14 protein-coding genes and 1 pseudogene are annotated in these 16,508 nt (G+C 73.3%); 12 read left to right on the plus strand and 3 right to left on the minus strand.

Annotated features, from left to right (window positions below):
• The first annotated feature begins 359 nt into the window (after nucleotides 1-359).
• The 3 genes from AB0K80_RS31245 to AB0K80_RS31255 all read left to right on the plus strand — a co-directional run bounded on the left by AB0K80_RS31245 (nucleotide 360) and on the right by AB0K80_RS31255 (nucleotide 2,651).
• Nucleotides 360-1,526 carry a glycerophosphodiester phosphodiesterase gene (locus AB0K80_RS31245; RefSeq protein WP_365675483.1) on the plus strand — a complete coding sequence of 389 codons (1,167 nt, stop codon included), beginning with the start codon at nucleotides 360-362 and terminating at the stop codon, nucleotides 1,524-1,526.
• Between the two features lie 75 nt (nucleotides 1,527-1,601).
• Nucleotides 1,602-2,096 carry a sigma-70 family RNA polymerase sigma factor gene (locus AB0K80_RS31250; RefSeq protein ID WP_365675485.1) on the plus strand — a complete coding sequence of 165 codons (495 nt, stop codon included), beginning with the start codon at nucleotides 1,602-1,604 and terminating at the stop codon, nucleotides 2,094-2,096.
• 57 nt (nucleotides 2,097-2,153) lie between these two features.
• Nucleotides 2,154-2,651, plus strand: a complete 498-nt coding sequence (locus tag AB0K80_RS31255) for a GNAT family N-acetyltransferase (RefSeq protein WP_365675514.1) — start codon at nucleotides 2,154-2,156, stop codon at nucleotides 2,649-2,651.
• A 66-nt stretch (nucleotides 2,652-2,717) separates the two neighbouring features.
• On the opposite strand, the gene AB0K80_RS31260 is transcribed toward AB0K80_RS31255, so the two are convergent.
• A complete protein-coding gene (locus AB0K80_RS31260) occupies nucleotides 2,718-3,089 on the minus strand; it encodes a hypothetical protein (protein WP_365675516.1) in 372 nt (123 codons plus the stop codon).
• A gap of 37 nt (nucleotides 3,090-3,126) precedes the next feature.
• Nucleotides 3,127-3,486, minus strand: a complete 360-nt coding sequence (locus tag AB0K80_RS31265; RefSeq protein WP_365675487.1) for a hypothetical protein — start codon at nucleotides 3,484-3,486, stop codon at nucleotides 3,127-3,129.
• Between the two features lie 69 nt (nucleotides 3,487-3,555).
• On the opposite strand from AB0K80_RS31265, the gene AB0K80_RS31270 reads away from it, so the two are divergent.
• From AB0K80_RS31270 to AB0K80_RS31310, 9 genes are all read left to right on the plus strand, one after another.
• A complete protein-coding gene (locus AB0K80_RS31270; RefSeq protein WP_365675489.1) occupies nucleotides 3,556-4,206 on the plus strand; it encodes an HAD-IA family hydrolase in 651 nt (216 codons plus the stop codon).
• Nucleotides 4,207-4,634: 428 nt separating this feature from the next.
• Entirely contained in the window at nucleotides 4,635-5,672 is a 1,038-nt protein-coding gene (locus tag AB0K80_RS31275) for an ATP-binding cassette domain-containing protein (protein WP_365675491.1), read from the plus strand.
• On the plus strand, nucleotides 5,669-6,406 hold the full coding sequence (locus AB0K80_RS31280; RefSeq protein ID WP_365675493.1) for a methionine ABC transporter permease: 738 nt from the start codon (nucleotides 5,669-5,671) through the stop codon (nucleotides 6,404-6,406). Before AB0K80_RS31275 ends, AB0K80_RS31280 begins: the two co-directional genes overlap by 4 nt.
• Nucleotides 6,407-6,486: 80 nt before the next feature.
• On the plus strand, nucleotides 6,487-7,314 hold the full coding sequence (locus AB0K80_RS31285) for a MetQ/NlpA family ABC transporter substrate-binding protein (protein ID WP_365675495.1): 828 nt from the start codon (nucleotides 6,487-6,489) through the stop codon (nucleotides 7,312-7,314).
• Nucleotides 7,315-7,446: 132 nt separating this feature from the next.
• Nucleotides 7,447-8,082, plus strand: coding sequence for a GNAT family N-acetyltransferase (locus AB0K80_RS31290; RefSeq protein WP_365675496.1), 636 nt, complete (start codon nucleotides 7,447-7,449; stop codon nucleotides 8,080-8,082).
• Nucleotides 8,083-8,207: 125 nt separating this feature from the next.
• Nucleotides 8,208-9,419: a precorrin-6y C5,15-methyltransferase (decarboxylating) subunit CbiE gene (gene cbiE, locus AB0K80_RS31295; protein WP_365675498.1), complete on the plus strand. Its 1,212-nt coding sequence runs from the start codon at nucleotides 8,208-8,210 to the stop codon at nucleotides 9,417-9,419.
• A 369-nt stretch (nucleotides 9,420-9,788) separates the two neighbouring features.
• Nucleotides 9,789-13,799, plus strand: a complete 4,011-nt coding sequence (gene cobT / locus AB0K80_RS31300) for a nicotinate-nucleotide--dimethylbenzimidazole phosphoribosyltransferase (protein ID WP_365675500.1) — start codon at nucleotides 9,789-9,791, stop codon at nucleotides 13,797-13,799.
• Nucleotides 13,800-13,954: 155 nt separating this feature from the next.
• A complete protein-coding gene (gene cobA, locus AB0K80_RS31305; RefSeq protein WP_365675502.1) occupies nucleotides 13,955-15,187 on the plus strand; it encodes a uroporphyrinogen-III C-methyltransferase in 1,233 nt (410 codons plus the stop codon).
• 64 nt (nucleotides 15,188-15,251) lie between these two features.
• Complete coding sequence (locus AB0K80_RS31310) at nucleotides 15,252-16,070, plus strand: RNA methyltransferase (protein ID WP_365675504.1); 819 nt, start codon at nucleotides 15,252-15,254, stop codon at nucleotides 16,068-16,070.
• Between the two features lie 32 nt (nucleotides 16,071-16,102).
• On the opposite strand, the pseudogene AB0K80_RS31315 reads toward AB0K80_RS31310, so the two are convergent.
• Nucleotides 16,103-16,508 (minus strand): annotated as a pseudogene (locus AB0K80_RS31315) (serine/threonine protein kinase); the annotation flags it as partial.

The following is a 16,508-nucleotide window of genomic DNA, read 5'->3' on the forward strand; positions in this document are numbered from 1 at the left end:
ATTACTCGCGGCCCAGGCGATCCCGCACATCGGGCGATACGGATTCACCGAGGTATTACGTACTGTTGACACACGTTTACCTGCGGTGGCGTGCCGTGGGCGGCGCGAGACGCGGCCGCCACGATGTGACCGACATCGCCCGGGACGCGCCGGACGGGTCCCCCGTTCGCGCCGGACGAACCGGTCCCGGCCCGACGCGTCGTCATCGCTTCCTGCTCACAGGTCCCTTGCGACATCCAGCGTCACCCGCGTGTTCCGCCGCGGGTCTCCCACCCGTCATGTACGCGCCCCTACGATCGGCCCGCACCGGCGGCGCCGAGCCGGTGCGGGCAAGCGGGACGACGGCAGGGAGGCCGCGGATGGGAACGCAGGAGTCGAACGAGCAGCGGGAGAACGCGTCCGGGCGGCGGGCGCTCCTGGGCGCGGCCGTGCTCGGGGCCGGCGGCGCCGTCCTCGGGCTGTCCGGCGCGGCGCGGGCCGCCGGACGCGAGCCGGGGCGCGGCCTGAAGAGCCTGCCGGTCCCCACGATCATCGGCCACCGGGGAGCCAGCGGCTACCGCCCGGAACACACCTTCGGCTCCTACCAGCTGGCTCTCGACCTGGGCGCGGACATCGTGGAGGCCGGTGACCTGGTGCCCACCAAGGACGGCCACCTGGTCTGCCGTCACGAGCCGGAGATCGGCGGCACCACCGACGTCGCCGGCCACCCGGAGTTCGCCGACCGCAAGAAGACCAAGGTCCTCGACGGCGTCCCCACCACCGGCTGGTTCACCGAGGACTTCACCCTCGCCGAGCTGAAGACGCTGCGGGCCGTCGAGCGCATCCCGGCCAACCGCCCCCACAACACCCTCTACGACGGCCGCTGGGAGATCCCCACCTTCGAAGAGGTCCTGCTCTGGCAGGACGAGCAGACCCGCAAGCGGGGCAGGCAGGTGTGGATCTACCCGGAACTCAAGCACCCCACCTACTTCCGCACGCTGGGCCTCGACCTGGAGCCGCGCGTCGCCAAGCTGCTGCGCAAGCACCGCAAGGACAGGTGGAACGCGCCGGTCATCCTGCAGTCCTTCGAACCGACCAGCATCCAGCGCCTCAACAAGCTCGTCGACAACCCGCTGGTGGTCCTGCTGTCCGGGGCGAACACCCGCCCCTGGGACTTCGTCGAGACCGGCGACCCGCGCACCGTCGCCGACCTCATCACGCCGGCCGGGCTCAGGGAGATCGCCTCCTACGCCCAGGGCATCGGCCCGACCCTCGACCTGATCATCCCGAGGGACGCGTCCGGCCACCTCACCCGGCCCACCACGCTCGTCGCCGACGCCCACCGGGTGGGCCTCGTGCTGCACCCCTGGACGATGCGCAACGAGAACCCCTTCCTGCCCGCGGACTTCCGCAAGGGCACCGACGCCGACGGCTACGGTGACGTCTTCGGCGCCTACCGGACGTACTTCGCCACCGGCATCGACGGCGTCTTCACCGACCAGCCCGACACCGGCCTGCTCGCCCGCGCGGACTTCGTCAACCGCTGAGCCGCCGTTCCCCGGCAGGAGTGAGCTTCGGCCGCCCGGGCAACCCGCCGCCCGGGCGGCCGCGTCGCTGCGCACATGACGCACGACCTGGTCACCACCCTGCGCCCGCTGCTCACCGCCGAGGCCTGTGCCGAGGCACATGCCTCCGGGGCCGAGGCGGGCGACCTGGAACAGGCGGTCTGGCTCCGGCTGCTGGAACGCCTCGACGCACAGGGCCCGCCGCACGACCCGCAGGGCTGGCTCCGCCGGGCCGTCCGCTTCGAGGCCCGCCGCACCCGCCGCACGACCCGCCTCGAACGGCCGTACGTCACCGAACCCGCCGACGACGGCGGGCCCGGCCCCGAAGACCTCGCGCTCGCCGCCGCCCGCCGCCGCGTGCTGCGCGACGCGGTCCGCCGCCTCCCCGGCCGCTGCCCCCGCCTCCTGCAGGCCCTGCTCTCCCCTGAGGACCTGACATACCGGGAAATCGCGGGGGAGTTGGGTATCTCACAGGGCAGTCTGGGTCCGGAACGTTCCCGATGCCTGGGATGTCTGCGGCGATTGCTCACACCGGAGGTTGCGGCCCGCTGAGGAGGGGGATAGGAGTGGGGGACGACAGGTGATCAGGTGAGCGGGAGGCGTGCGCACATGGGCATGAGCGTGACCATCTCTGCGGCGACCGAGCAGGACGCGGAGCAGATCTTCAGGCTGCAGTACCTGTGCTTCCAGAGCGAGGCCGCGCTGTACGGCAACTACCGCATCGACCCGCTCGTCCAAACCCTGGACTCGGTCCGCGAGGAGGTCGCCGAGGACTGCGTCTTCGTGGCGCGGCTGGGCGACGAGGTGGTGGGCTCGGTACGCGGCGCGGTGACCGAGGACGGCGCCGCCGCCATCGGCAAGCTGTGCGTCCACCCCCGTCTCCAGGGCCACGGCATCGGCGCCCGTCTGCTCCGCGCCGCCGAGTCGGCCCTGGCCGAGCAGCGCGGCGCCACCCGGTTCCGCCTGCACACCGGCCACCGCAGCGAGGGCCGACTGCGCCTGTACCGCAGGGTGGGATACGAGGCCGTGGGCACCTCCCAGGGCGCGGACGGCGTCACGATGATCGTCCTGGAGAAGCCGGCCGCGACGTACGCGAAGACGGCCTAGCTGCGCTGACGCGGAGGGGCGGCACCGGCCTCGCGTGCGCGCACGGTCCGCAGCCGCCTGAGCACCTCAGGCGGCATCCTCCGGCCGTGCCCTCCGCAGCCAGTAGAGGGCGGAGAGCGGCAGCAACACGGGGATGAAGAGGTACCCGATCCCGTAGTCCGACCACACGGTCGCGTCGGGGAAGGCGGACGGATCGACCAGCGTCCACGTCCCCACGGTCAGCACACCCACCAGCTCGGCCGCGCAGCACACCAGCGCCGCTCTGCGGGCCGTCTCCCCGCCCCGCACCAGCGTGTACGTGATGAAGCCGTACACCAGTCCCGCCACCGCGGACAGGGAGTAGGCGAGCGGCGCCCGGTCGAACTCCGTGGCGATCTGGTACGCGGACCGCGACACCGCCCCCACCACCATCACGCCGTACAGCCACACCAGCAGCATCCCGGGCCCGCTGATCAGCCGTGACCTCGTCGCCACCTCAGCCTCCCCAGATGTCGTAGAGCCGTACCTCCAGCACAGCGAGCACCACACCTGCGGCGGCCACCGTCACCGAACCCCACCGGGTGCGCTCGGCCAGGGACATGAAGCCCGCCGCCGGAACGCAGGCGAAGGCGCCCAGCAGATACGCCACGAAGATCGCCGTCCCCTGCTCCGGCTTCTCGCCCCGCGCCAGCTGCACGATTCCGACCACCAGCTGGACCAGGGTCAGCAGCGTCACCACCGCCATGCCGATGAAGTGCCAGTCCTTCGTCGGCTGGTCGCGGTAGGCGGCCCAGCCGCACCAGGCGGCGAGCAGCAGCGCGGCGATGCCGGTCGCCGGCGTCAGGGCATCAAGCATGCTGTGACCTTATTACGGCCCAAAAGGGCCGCTGCCGCCGCCCCCGGCCTGCCCCGTAGGGTCGAGAGCATGAAGATCCACGCCCAAGCACTGCTGTTCGACAACGACGGAACCCTCGTCTCCTCCCTCGCCTCCGTGGACCGTTGCTGGACGCGGTGGGCCGCCGAGTACGGGATCACGGCCGAGGAGTTCGCCCGCGTCGAGCTGCACGGCCGGCCGGCCGTCGAGATAGCCGCCGAGCTGCTGCCCGCCGCCGTCGTGCCGGAGGCCGTCGCACGGATCGAGGACCTGGAGGTGGCGGACGTGCCCAACGGCGGAGTGCACCTGCTGCCCGGAACCCGGGAGTTCCTCGACTCCCTGCCCGCCGACCGCTGGGCCGTCGTCACCTCCGCCACCCGGCGGCTGGCCGAGGCCCGCCTCGACGCCGTCGGCATCCTGCCCAAGACCATGGTCGCCGCCGACGACGTGACGCGCGGCAAGCCCGACCCCGAGCCCTACCTGCTGGCCGCCCGCGCCCTCGGTGTCGACCCGGCCCGGTGCGTCGTCTTCGAGGACGCACCCGCGGGCCTGGCGGCCGGCCGCGCCGCCGGGATGACGACCGTGGCGTTGACCACAACCCACCAGGCCCACGAGCTCCCGGCCGACCTGGTGGTCGGCAACCTGTCGGCCTTGTCGGCCCTGGTCACCCCCGACGGCATCGAGATCTCCGTCCGCGCCTGACGGACGCCCGCCACCGGATCGCCCCCTGTCCACCGCTGTCCAGCATGCGGACAGCGGTGCTTGGTCAGGACCGTACGCATGTTTTACTGACCGCATGACCACGACGAGCGACCGCATCCCTGCGACCGAGGCGACCCTGACGCCCGGTGCTCGTTGCCTGTGTCGTGCGCACTGTATGTGCCGAATGTGTGCTTTCTAGAGGGCCCCTGCATCACCTGAGTCTCGCGCCCCGAAGCGAGAGCCCGCTCCTGTCCGCGCCCGCGCCCGCCGCGGCGGACTGAGCCACGCCCCGCGCACACTGCGTTCTCCCCGGTTCCGCCGCGCTCACGAGAACCGTGCTGCGCCCAGGCCGCTTCACCCGAAGACCCTGAACGCCTCGTGCCCGGCGCCCACACCCGCGCCGCGCACTCGACACCGACGGAAACCACGTGATTACGACATCGGGCCTCACCAAGGTCTACCGCTCACGCGGCCGCGAGGTCACCGCCCTGGACGGCGTCGACCTGCATGTCCGCGAAGGCGAGGTGTACGGCGTCATCGGCCAGTCCGGCGCCGGCAAGTCCTCGCTCATCCGCTGCGTCAACCTGCTCGAACGCCCCACCTCCGGCACCGTGACCGTCGACGGGCAGGACCTCACCGCCCTGGCCGGCCGCGGCCCGAGGGCCGGGCGGGAGCTGCGGCGGGCGCGCAGCCGGATCGGCATGGTCTTCCAGCACTTCAACCTGCTGTCCTCGCGGACCGTGCAGGACAACGTCGAACTGCCGCTGGAGATCCTCGGCAAGTCGGGGAAGGAACGCTCCCGCAAGGCGCTCGAACTGCTCGACCTGGTCGGTCTCGCCGACAAGGCCAAGGCCTACCCGGCCCAGCTCTCCGGCGGCCAGAAGCAGCGCGTCGGCATCGCCCGGGCCCTGGCCGGCGACCCCAAGGTGCTGCTGTCCGACGAGGCCACCAGCGCCCTCGACCCCGAGACCACCCGCTCCATCCTCCAGTTGCTGCGCGAGCTGAACCGGCAGCTGGGCCTGACCGTCCTGCTCATCACGCACGAGATGGACGTCGTGAAGTCGATCTGCGACTCGGCCGCGCTGATGGACAAGGGCCGCATCGTCGAGTCCGGCACCGTCAGCGAACTCCTCGCGACCCCCGGCTCGGAACTGGCCTCGGCCCTCTTCCCCGTCGGCGGGGAGGCGTCCGGCGACGACCGCACGGTCCTGGACGTCACCTTCCAGGGCGAGAGCGCGACCCAGCCCGTCATCTCGCAGCTGGCCCGCACCTACAACATCGACATATCGATCCTCGGCGCCGCCATCGACACCGTCGGCGGTCTGCAGGTCGGCCGGATGCGCCTGGAACTGCCCGGCCGCTACGAGGACAACGTCGTACCGATCGGCTTCCTGCGCGAACAGGGACTGCAGATCGACGTGCTCGGGCAGGAGTCCGCGCTGGTGAAGGAAGGGGCCGCCAAGTGACCTGGACCGAGATGCAGCCGCTGCTGCAGCAGGCGTGTCAGGAGACGCTGGTCATGGTCGGCTGGTCCACCCTGATCGCCGTGCTCGGCGGTCTCCCGCTCGGCATCCTGCTCGTCCTGACCGACCGGGGCGGCCTGCTCCAGAACGTCGTGGTGAACAAGGTCATCGGACAGGTCGTGAACATCGGCCGCTCGCTGCCGTTCATCATCCTCATGGTCGCCCTGATGAACTTCACCCGCTGGGTGACGGGCACCACCATCGGCAGCGAGGCGGCGATCGTGCCGCTCGCCATCGGCGGCATCCCCTTCTTCGCGCGCCTGGTCGAGACGGCTGTCCGCGAAGTGGACCACGGGCTCGTCGAGGCCGTGCAGGCCATGGGCGGCAACACCTGGACCATCGTCCGCAAGGTCCTCGTCCCCGAGGCCCTGCCCTCGATCGTCGCCAGCACCACGACCACGGTCATCGCGCTCATCGGCTACTCCGCCATGGCGGGCACCGTCGGCGGCGGCGGACTCGGCGACCTCGCCGTCCGCTACGGCTACCAGCGCTTCGAGACCGGCCTGATGTGGATCACCGTCGCGATCCTCGCCGTCGTCATCTCGCTGATCCAGTTCGCCGGCGACTACGCGGCCCGCGCCCTGCACCGCCGGGGCGGCCGCTCCGGGCCCGCTCCCAAGCTCCGCCTCCTCAAGGCCAAGGACCCCGCGGCAGCCGACGTCGGCAAGGTCGCCTGACCGGTCCTGCGGCATTCCCTCCCGAGACTCCCCGTTCACCCACGACGGGGTCGCACCACCCACAAGGAAAGGCACTTTTCGTGCGTAACACCGCCAAGTTCACCACCGCCGTCCTCGCCACCGGAGCCCTCACCCTCGGGCTCACCGCCTGCGGCGCGGGCAAGGACTCCGCCTCCGGCACCTCGGGCCCGCTCGTCGTCGCCGCGAGCCCGGTCCCGCACGCCGAGATCCTGAACTTCGTCAAGGACAACCTGGCGAAGAAGGCGGGCCTCGACCTGCAGGTCAAGGAGTTCACCGACTACGTCACGCCGAACACGGCGACGGAGGACGGCTCGGTCGGTGCCAACTACTTCCAGAACCAGCCGTACCTCGACGACTTCAACAAGAAGAACGGCACCCACATCGTGCCCGTCGTCACGGTCCACCTGGAGCCCCTCGGCCTCTACTCCCACAAGGTCAAGAAGGCCGACGACCTCAAGACCGGTGCGACCGTCGCCGTCCCCAACGACACCGTCAACGAGGCCCGCGCCCTGAAGCTGCTCGCCGCCAACGGGCTCATCACCCTCAAGGACGGCGTGGGCAACGAGGCGACCCCCTCGGACATCACCGAGAACCCGAAGAAGCTGAAGTTCAAGGAGCTGGAGGCGGCCCAGACCCCGCGCTCCCTGGACGACGTGGACGCCGCCGTCGTCAACGGCAACTACGCCATCGAGTCCGACCTGAAGCCCGCCAAGGACGCCCTCGTCCTGGAGTCCCCGAAGAACAACCCCTACGGCAACTTCCTCGCCGTCAAGAAGGGCAACGAGAACGACCCGCGGGTGAAGAAGCTCGCCAAGCTCCTCACCTCCCCGGAGGTCAAGAAGTTCATCGAGGACAAGTACGCCGGCTCCGTCCTGGCCTCCTTCTGAGGCACTCCCGCGCACGGGGTCCGCTCCTGGTGAAGGAGCGGGCCCCGTGGTGCGGTTGAGTGCTTTCATGCTGCATGCTGGGCAGTTCAGCAGGCCAAGGTTTCGAAGGTATCGAAGGTTACGGAGCGGCGCATGACGAGCACCTTCCCCAACATCTCCATCAGCACGGAGCGGTTGGTGCTGCGTCCCCTCGACGAGGAGGATGTCACCGCCCTGGCCGAGATGATGAACGACGAGCAGGTCGCGGCCTGGACCGACGTCCCCCAGCCCTTCACCGAGGACGGCGCCCGCACCTGGATCACCGACCACGCACCCACCGAACGCGCCGCGGGACGCGGCCTCGACCTGGCGGTCACCGAGTTCCTCACCCAGCGCCTGGTCGGCGTCATCCAGCTCACCGGGACCAACTGGCACGTACGCGCCACCGAGCTGTCGTACGTCATCGCCCCCTGGGCCCGCGGCGAGGGCTACGCCTCCGAGGCCGCCCTCGCCACCGCCCAGTGGCTCTTCACCGACCAGAAGTTCGAGCGCATCGAGCTGCGCACGGCGGCCGACAACACCGCCGCGCAGCAGGTCGCCCAGAAGATCGGCTGTATCAGCGAAGGCGTGCTGCGCAACGCCTGCATAGCCCGCGTGCGTGCCGAGGACGGCACGTGGACCGACGTACGCACCGACTTCATCGTGTGGAGCCTCCTCCCGGAGGACCTGGAAGGCGCGGGGGAGCCGCTCGCCGAGAGCGGGTTCACGAACTACTCCGACTGGAACTGACCGACCCGGACCGGGGCCGGCACCGCCGCCTCCGCTTCCTCGCGGCGCGACCAGGTACTCTCACGGAGCCCGCCCGCCACAGGCGGGCGCTGACGACCTGCGAAACCCCCTGGAGACTGACGACGATGGCCGACCGGGTCACGGTGATCGGCTGGGACGGTTCGCCGCTGACCGCCGCGGCACGCGCCGCGCTGAGCGCCGCCACCCTCGTGGCCGGTGCCGCCCACCACCTGGCGCTCCCCGAGGTGCCCCCGGCCGCCGAGCGCATCCGGCTCGGCAGCGTCGCCCTCGCCGCCCGCCGCATCGCCGCTCACCGCGGCACCGCCGTCGTGCTCGCCGACGGCGACCCCGGCTTCTTCGGCGTCGTCCGTACGCTGCGCGCCCCGGAGTTCGGCCTCGAGGTCGAGGTCGTGCCCGCCGTGTCCTCCGTCGCCGCCGCCTTCGCCCGGGCGGGCATGCCCTGGGACGACGCCCACGTGGTCGTCGCACACCCTCGTACGCTGCGACGCGCGGTGAACGTGTGCCGGGCCCATACCAAGGTCGCGGTCCTCACCGCACCCGGCGCCGGCCCCGCCGAACTCGGACTCCTCCTGGAGGGCGTGCACCGCACCTTCGTCATCTGCGAGGAACTCGGCACCGCACGCGAACAGGTCACCGTCGTCACCTCCGACAAGGCCGCCGACCACACCTGGCGCGACCCCAACGTCGTGATCGCCATCGGCGGCCCGGCCGGCGGCGCCGAGTCGGGCGGCTGGATCGCCGGCCGCGACCCCTCCGCGGGGCCGCGCGGCTGGTCCCTGCCCGCCGTCGCGTACGGCGGCGACCTCGGCGAGGGCGAGACCGACCTGCTGCGCACCTCCCAACTCGCCCGGCTCGGACCGCGCCTCGGCGACCTCGTGTGGGACATCGGCTGCGGCAGCGGCGCCTTCGCCGTGGAGGCCGCGCGCGCCGGCGCCGCCGTCCTCGCCGTCGACAGCGAGCTGGACGCCTGCGCCCGCACCGACGCCACCGCGCGCCGCTTCGGCGTCCAGCTCCAGATCGTCCACGGCACCGCCCCGCACATCCTGGAACGGCTCCCCGAACCGGACGTCGTACGGGTCGGCGGCGGGGGAGCGGCCGTGGTCTCCGCGGTCGCCGACCGCCGCCCGCAGCGCATCGTCACCCACGCCGCCACCCGGGACGCCGCCGAGCTCATCGGCCGGGACCTCACCGAACACGGCTACCGCGTCGAGTGCGCCCTCCTGCAGTCCGTCGAACTGGACACCAGGGCCTGGACGGAGAAGGAGCGGAGCGTCGCGTTCCTGCTCAGCGGCGTCCTGCCCGACCGCACGCCCTGACCCCTGTGCCCGTCCCCGAGATCCGTTTGTCGTACCGCGCGCGGTAGGCTGGCCGATCGCTGCACCGCACACGGGCACCCGGCGCTTCGTCGGCCAATGTCCGGAAAACCCACCCCTTTTGGGGCGGGTGTGGTACGGCAGAACCGTGAGGACGCGCAACGTGGCGCAGTCCACAGCGGAACCGTCGCGGATCAAGCTGTCGTGACGGCGGAACGCCCGCGACAATGCCAGTGAATGGTTTTGTCGCCTTTTTGGAACGGGCCGTTCGTGCCGCTGAGGACGCACGCTCGTTCTTCACTGCGGGGCGGTCGGTGCGCCGTTCCGGGTGAGCTGGTCGTAGAAGCACTAACCGATGGGCGAGGGGTACGCATGACCGACACCGGCCAGGTCCCGGGCGAGGGACTGCCGGAGAGCGCAGGCACGGTGGAGCAGCCGGGCGTCCCCGCGCACGGCTCGTACGCCTACGTCTCCGAGACCACCGCCGAGGACGAGGACCTGCTGCTGCCGGGCGCCCAGGGCGCCTGGGGCAACGAGGTCCCCCCGCCCGCACCGGAGCCGGTCGTCGAGGCCGTGCACCAGCCGGAGGCGCACGAGCTGTCCGGCCGCGACAGCGGCTCGGTCGACCTCGGCGGCGTCCGCCTGCCCGACCCCCCGCCGATCCCGCCCATCACCCCGCGCAGACCGCTGCACCTCGGCCCGCCCCTTCCCGACACCTCGGCGAGCCCGGTGCGCTCGCTCGCCGACCGCGGCCCCGCAGGTGCGCCGGTACGGCAGCCCGCCGCGCCGGCGACGGGCCCCGAGTACCTCGACGCGCCGCGCGCGCAGCAGGCGCCCGCGCAGGCGGCTCCGCAGCCGGCGGCGCCCTGGGGCGCGCAGCCCGTGGCACAGGCGCCGGTGAGCGCCGGGGCGGCGCCTGCGGAAACGGTTGTTCCGGCGGCCGGACCGGTGGGCGCGGCGCAGGCCGTGGTCGCCCGGGTCGCGACCGAGGCGGGCGCCCAGGTCCAGGACGGCGGGGCGCAGGTTCCGCAGGGCACGCAGGCCCCGGGCGGTGAGCCCGTGGCCGAGGCCCCCGCCACCGAGGGAGCGGCAGCGGGCACCGCGCCGGAGGCCGGGCAGGGCCTCGCGGACGGCTCCGCCGGGGACGGCGGGCCGGACGTGGCTCCGGCCTCCGACGCGAGCGACGCGCAGCACCCCGGTGCCGCCGGTGAGACGGTCCAGGCCCCGGAGGCCGCCGAGGCCCCCGAGTCCGCCGCGCCCGAGCACGCCCAGGCGTCCGAGGCCCCGGGCGGGGGCGAGCCGGAGGTCGTCGAGCCCGTCGAGCCGGCTGCGCAGGTCGCGGGCACCGCGTCCGTCGAGCCGGCTGCGCAGGTCACCGGCGCGGAGGACGTCGCCCAGGGCCAGGAGACGGCGGGCCCCGAGGCGGCCACCCCTGCGCAGGACTCCCCGGAGCCGACCGGGGGCGAGGCCGGGGTGCCCGCTCCTGAGGCGAGCGGCCCCGCGCCCGTTGCTGCTCCCGCTTCCGAAGGGGGCACGCCCGAGACGGCTGCTCAGACTCCGCAGGCCGCTGGACCCGAGGGTGCCCAGGCGCCCGAGGCGGCCGCCGCCCCGGCCCCCGCAGAGGAAGCCGAGCCGGTGGCGTCGGCCCCTGTCACCGAGCCCGCCGCACCCGCCGAGGCCGTGTCCCCTCCGCCGGGCGAGGCTGCGCCCGCCCCGGCGCCCGAGGCCACGCCGGTCCCGCCCGCCGCGGACGCGGCCCAGTCGCCGCAGCCGGCCGACGGCTCCCCGGCGCCCGGCCAGGAGGTCGCCACCGTGTCCCCCGAACAGGTCCAGCCGCAGCCGGGCACCGAGCAGGTGGCTCAGCACCCGCAGCCGGACACCGAGCAGGTCGCCCAGCCCTCGCACCCTGACCCTGACCCGGCTGGCCACACCCCGCAGACCGCCCCCGTATCCGCCGCGCAGCAACAGCAGGATCAGGACGGGCAGCCTGTTGCCGAGGCGCAGCAGCCCCTCCCCGAGGCGCAGCAGCTCCAGCACGTCCAGGGCCCTCAGCAGACCCAGGCCTCCCAGGCCTTCCCGCCCGCTCCCGAAGGGCAGGCGGCCGAGGGTCAGGCGGTGATCCCCGCGCAGCCGGGCCCGGTCGACCCCGTGCCCCCGGGCGTGGAGGCCGGCGGCGCGACCCCGGACGCCTCCGCCCGGTCCGCTGACGTACCCGCACCGCAGCAGCCCGCCGCCGGCCCGGCCCCCGCGCCCGCCCCCGCGCCCGCCCCCGAGGCACCCGCCGAGGCCGGACCCGGTGACGCGACGCCCCAGCCCGGCGGTCTGCCGCAGCAGCCTCAGCCCCACCCGGACCAGCCCGTCGGCGAGTCCGTGCCGGTCGAGAGCCCCGTACCGAACGCCCCGGCCCCGTCGCCCGCCGTCACCGCGCAGCAGCAGGCACCCGAGCCCGCCGCGGCGGTTCCCGCGCCCCGCGCGGAGGAGGACGCGGACGCCGCGGCCGGGACCGGCCCCGAACTCCTCCAGAACGCCGACGACCTGGACACCCGGGCCGCCGACCAGGAAGACCCGCACGACCAGCAGGTCGAGCAAGCCCCTCAGGTACCGGAAGAAGAGAGCACGGCGGCCGTGGCAGAAGAACGACAGTCCACCGGTCCGGCCGCGCCCCCCTACGCCGACGCCGAGCGCGAGGCCGTCCTGAAGGTCATGCGCGAACGCCGGGACATCCGCAACGGCTTCCGCAGCGACCCGATCCCGCACGAGGTGCTGCTGCGCGTCCTGGAGGCCGCCCACACCGCGCCCTCCGTCGGCCACTCGCAGCCCTGGGACTTCGTCGTCATCCGCTCGGCGGAGACCCGGCGCACCATGCACGAGCTGGCCATGCGCCAGCGCGAGGCCTACGCGAAGTCCCTGCCCAAGGGCCGGGCGAAGCAGTTCAAGGAACTGAAGATCGAGGCCATCCTCGACACCCCGGTGAACATCGTCGTCACCGCCGACCCGACGCGCGGCGGCCGCCACACCCTGGGCCGGCACACCCAGCCGCAGATGGCCCCGTACTCCGCCGCGCTCGCGGTCGAGAACCTGTGGCTCGCCGCCCGGGCGGAGGGACTCGGCGTCGGCTGGGTCAGCTTCTTCGACGAGCGCGAGATGGTCCGCGCCCTCGGCCTGCCCGAGCACCTGGAAGTCATCGCCTACCTGTGCGTCGGGTACGTCGACGAGTTCCCGGACGAACCCGAGCTGATGCAGGCGGGCTGGTCCAAGCGCCGCCCGCTGTCCTGGGTCGTCCACGAGGAGACGTACGGCCGCCGCGCCCTGCCCGGAGAGGAACCCCACGACCTGCTCGCCGAGACCGTCGCACAGATCCGCCCGCTCGACGCCAAGGCGCTCGGCGAGGCCTGGGAGCGCCAGAAGCGCATGACCAAGCCGGCCGGTGCCCTCGGCATGCTGGAGATCATCTCCGCACAGCTGTCGGGCCTGTCCCGCCAGTGCCCGCCGCCCATCCCGGAACCCGCCGCCGTAGCGATCTTCGCCGGTGACCACGGTGTGCACGCCCAGGGCGTCACCCCCTGGCCGCAGGAGGTCACCGCTCAGATGGTGGCCAACTTCCTCGGCGGGGGAGCGGTCTGCAACGCCTTCGCCACCCAGGTCGGCGCCGAGGTGTGCGTCGTGGACGTCGGCGTCGCCGCCGACCTCCCGGCGACGCCGGGCCTGCTGCCCCGCAAGGTCCGCGCGGGCACCTCCGACATGACCACCGGGCCCGCGATGACCCGCGAGGAGGCCAAGAAGGCCATCGAGGTCGGCATCGAGACCGCCCGCGACCTGGTGGCCGCCGGTAACAAGGCGCTGCTCACGGGCGAGATGGGCATCGCCAACACCACGGCGTCCGCCGCGCTCATCGCCGTGTTCACCGGGGCCGACCCGGCCGAGGTCACCGGCCGCGGCACCGGCATCAACGACGAGACCCTCGCCCGCAAGACCGACGTCGTCCGCCGCGCCCTCGAACTGCACCAGCCGGACCCGGCCGACCCGATCGGCGTCCTCGCCGCGGTCGGCGGCTTCGAGCACGCCGCCCTCGTCGGCCTGCTCCTGGGCGGCGCCTCGCTGCGCACGCCGGTGATCCTGGACGGGGTCAGCGCCGGCGCCGCCGCCCTCGTGGCCCGCGCGATCGCCCCCGAGGTGCTGGCCGCCTGCATCGCCGGCCACCGCAGCGCCGAGCCGGGTCACGTCGCCGCGCTGAACAAGCTCGGCCTGCGCCCGCTGGTCGACCTCGATCTGCGCCTGGGCGAGGGCACGGGCGCCCTGCTCGCGCTGCCGCTGGTGCAGAGCACGGCCCGGGCGATGCACGAGGTGGCGACGTTCGACTCGGCGGGCGTCACCGAGAAGTAACCAGGCAGCCGAAGGCCGGGCGTGGGCCCGGGAGGACTCCGTCGCCCCACCCCACCCCGGCCGTACGCTGAACCCACGTCTAAAATCCGCACGTCAGGGCTGCTCCAGAGCCGTAGCGCCCATCGCACGCCGCCTGTCCGAGGAGCCGCACCCTCATGGCCGAACACCCCGCCTACCCCGTGGGCCTCCGCCTCACCGGCCGCAAAGTGGTCGTCCTCGGCGGCGGCCAGGTGGCCCAGCGCCGCCTCCCGGCCCTGATCGCGGCGGGCGCCGACGTCCTGCTGGTGTCCCCCGAGGCGACCCCCTCCGTCGAGGCGATGGCCGACGCCGGCGAGATCACCTGGGAGAAGCGGCGGTACGCCGACGGCGACCTCGCGGACGCCTGGTACGCCCTGATCGCCACCAGCGACCCCGAGGCCAACCAGGCGGCCTCCGCGGAGGCCGAACGCCACCGCGTCTGGTGCGTCCGCTCCGACGACGCCGACGCCGCGACGGCCTGGACCCCCGCCACCGGCACCAGCGAGGGCGTGACGGTCGCCGTCCTGACCACCGACGCGCGCGGCCGCGACCCCCGCCACACCGCCGCCATCCGCGACGCGGTCGTCGAGGGCCTGCGCGACGGCACCCTCGTCGCCCCCCACCACCGCACCCGCACCCCGGGCGTCGCCCTGGTCGGCGGCGGTCCCGGCGACCCGGACCTGATCACGGTCCGGGGCCGTCGCCTGCTCGCCGAGGCCGACGTGGTCATCGCGGACCGCCTCGGCCCACGCGACCTGCTCGCCGAACTCCCGCCGCACGTCGAGGTGATCGACGCCGCGAAGATCCCCTACGGCCGTTTCATGGCCCAGGAGGCCATCAACCACGCGCTCATCGAGCACGCCAAGCAGGGCAAGTCGGTCGTCCGCCTCAAGGGCGGCGACCCGTACGTCTTCGGCCGGGGCATGGAGGAGCTGCAGGCGCTCGCCGAGGCGGGCATTCCCTGCACGGTCGTGCCCGGCATCTCCAGCTCCATCTCGGTGCCGGGCGCGGCCGGCATCCCGGTCACCCACCGGGGCGTCGCCCACGAGTTCACCGTGGTCAGCGGGCATGTGGCCCCCGACGACGAACGCTCCCTGGTCGACTGGCCGTCCCTGGCCAGGCTGACCGGCACGCTGGTGATCCTCATGGGCGTCGACAAGATCGGCAAGATCGCCGAGACCCTGGTCGCGCACGGCAAGTCCCCCGACACCCCGGTCGCCCTGGTCCAGGAGGGCACGACGGCCGCCCAGCGCCGCGTCGACGCCACCCTGGCGACGGTCGCCGAGACGGTCCGTACGCAGGAGGTCAAGCCGCCCGCGGTCATCGTCATCGGCGAGGTCGTCCGGGTGGGCCCGCAGCCGTCGATGTAACCCCCGGTAACGCAAGCGATCCCCAGCCGTTGGCACCGCATCCAGGACAAGGCAGTATCACCCTGTGGCCGATCTCATCACCGTCGACGATCCCGACGATCCGCGCCTGCGCGACTACACGGGTCTGACCGACGTCGAACTGCGCCGCAAGCGCGAACCGGCCGAGGGCCTGTTCATCGCCGAGGGCGAGAAGGTCATCCGGCGGGCCAGGGACGCGGGCTACGCGATGCGCTCCATGCTGCTGTCCGCCAAGTGGGTCGATGTCATGCGCGACGTCATCGACGACCTTCCGGCCCCGGTGTACGTGGTCAGCCCCGAGCTCGCCGAACAGGTCACCGGCTACCACGTGCACCGCGGTGCCCTCGCCTCCATGCGGCGCGAGCCCCTGCCCAGCGCGGCCGAACTGCTGCGCACCGCCCGCCGTGTGGTGATCATGGAGTCGGTCAACGACCACACCAACATCGGCGCGATCTTCCGCTCGGCCGCCGCCCTCGGCATGGACGCGGTCCTGCTCTCCCCGGACTGCGCCGACCCTCTGTACCGCCGCAGCGTGAAGGTCTCCATGGGCGCGGTCTTCTCCGTCCCGTACGCCCGATTGGACACCTGGCCCAAGGGACTGGAGTCGGTCCGCGAGGCCGGCTTCACGCTGCTCGCCCTCACCCCGGACGAGAAGGCCCGCACCCTCGACGAGGCCGCCCCGCACCGCATGGACCGGGTCGCCCTGATGCTCGGCGCCGAGGGCGACGGGCTGTCCACCCAGGCTCTGGTCGCCGCCGACGAGTGGGTCCGCATCCCCATGTCCCACGGCGTCGACTCCCTCAACGTGGGCGCGGCGGCAGCGGTCGCCTTCTACGCGGTGGCCACGGGCCGCCCCCAGGGGTGACGACCCGGCCCCCTTTCCGCCCCTGACAGATGTCAGGCCCCGGCGGTCCCGTCCGGTGCGACACCCGGCGCCAGGGCCCGGCCGGGCGATGCCTCCAGCGGCGTGTCGTCAGGCCGCGGCTGCTCCTGCCGCTGCCGTACGCCGTCCCCGCCGCCGAGTCCCTGCGCCGGTCCCTGGCAGCCCTGCACCAGGGCGATGCCGAGCGCCACCAGCAGGGTCACGACGACGAACACGAACAGCCGCTGGCGCAGCAGCCGGGGATTGGCCGGCCGCAGTCCGGTGCCCGTGGTCCGCGACCCCGGGCGGCCCGTACCGCTGCGCGGGGCCGGACGGCTGCCGCTGCCGGACCGGGTCGTGCCTCGCGAGGCGGGTGTGGAACGCCCCTGGGACCGGGCCGCCGCCCCGCCGCCCCGCCAGCCACCGCCGCGCGACGCGGCG

It is taken from the genome of Streptomyces sp. NPDC052682, assembly GCF_040678435.1.
In the GTDB taxonomy this organism is placed as follows: Bacteria; Actinomycetota; Actinomycetes; order Streptomycetales; family Streptomycetaceae; genus Streptomyces.

What these genes read in the sequence shown, in the direction of transcription:
- cobT (WP_365675500.1), top strand. Translation starts at nt 9,789, where the DNA reads ATGACCGACACCGGCCAGGTCCCGGGCGAGGGACTGCCGGAGAGCGCA.
- AB0K80_RS31245 (WP_365675483.1), top strand. Translation starts at nt 360, where the DNA reads ATGGGAACGCAGGAGTCGAACGAGCAGCGGGAGAACGCGTCCGGGCGG.
- cbiE (WP_365675498.1), top strand. Translation starts at nt 8,208, where the DNA reads ATGGCCGACCGGGTCACGGTGATCGGCTGGGACGGTTCGCCGCTGACC.
- AB0K80_RS31290 (WP_365675496.1), top strand. Translation starts at nt 7,447, where the DNA reads ATGACGAGCACCTTCCCCAACATCTCCATCAGCACGGAGCGGTTGGTG.
- AB0K80_RS31270 (WP_365675489.1), top strand. Translation starts at nt 3,556, where the DNA reads ATGAAGATCCACGCCCAAGCACTGCTGTTCGACAACGACGGAACCCTC.
- cobA (WP_365675502.1), top strand. Translation starts at nt 13,955, where the DNA reads ATGGCCGAACACCCCGCCTACCCCGTGGGCCTCCGCCTCACCGGCCGC.
- AB0K80_RS31260 (WP_365675516.1), bottom strand. Translation starts at nt 3,089, where the DNA reads ATGCTGCTGGTGTGGCTGTACGGCGTGATGGTGGTGGGGGCGGTGTCG.
- AB0K80_RS31250 (WP_365675485.1), top strand. Translation starts at nt 1,602, where the DNA reads ATGACGCACGACCTGGTCACCACCCTGCGCCCGCTGCTCACCGCCGAG.
- AB0K80_RS31255 (WP_365675514.1), top strand. Translation starts at nt 2,154, where the DNA reads ATGGGCATGAGCGTGACCATCTCTGCGGCGACCGAGCAGGACGCGGAG.
- AB0K80_RS31265 (WP_365675487.1), bottom strand. Translation starts at nt 3,486, where the DNA reads ATGCTTGATGCCCTGACGCCGGCGACCGGCATCGCCGCGCTGCTGCTC.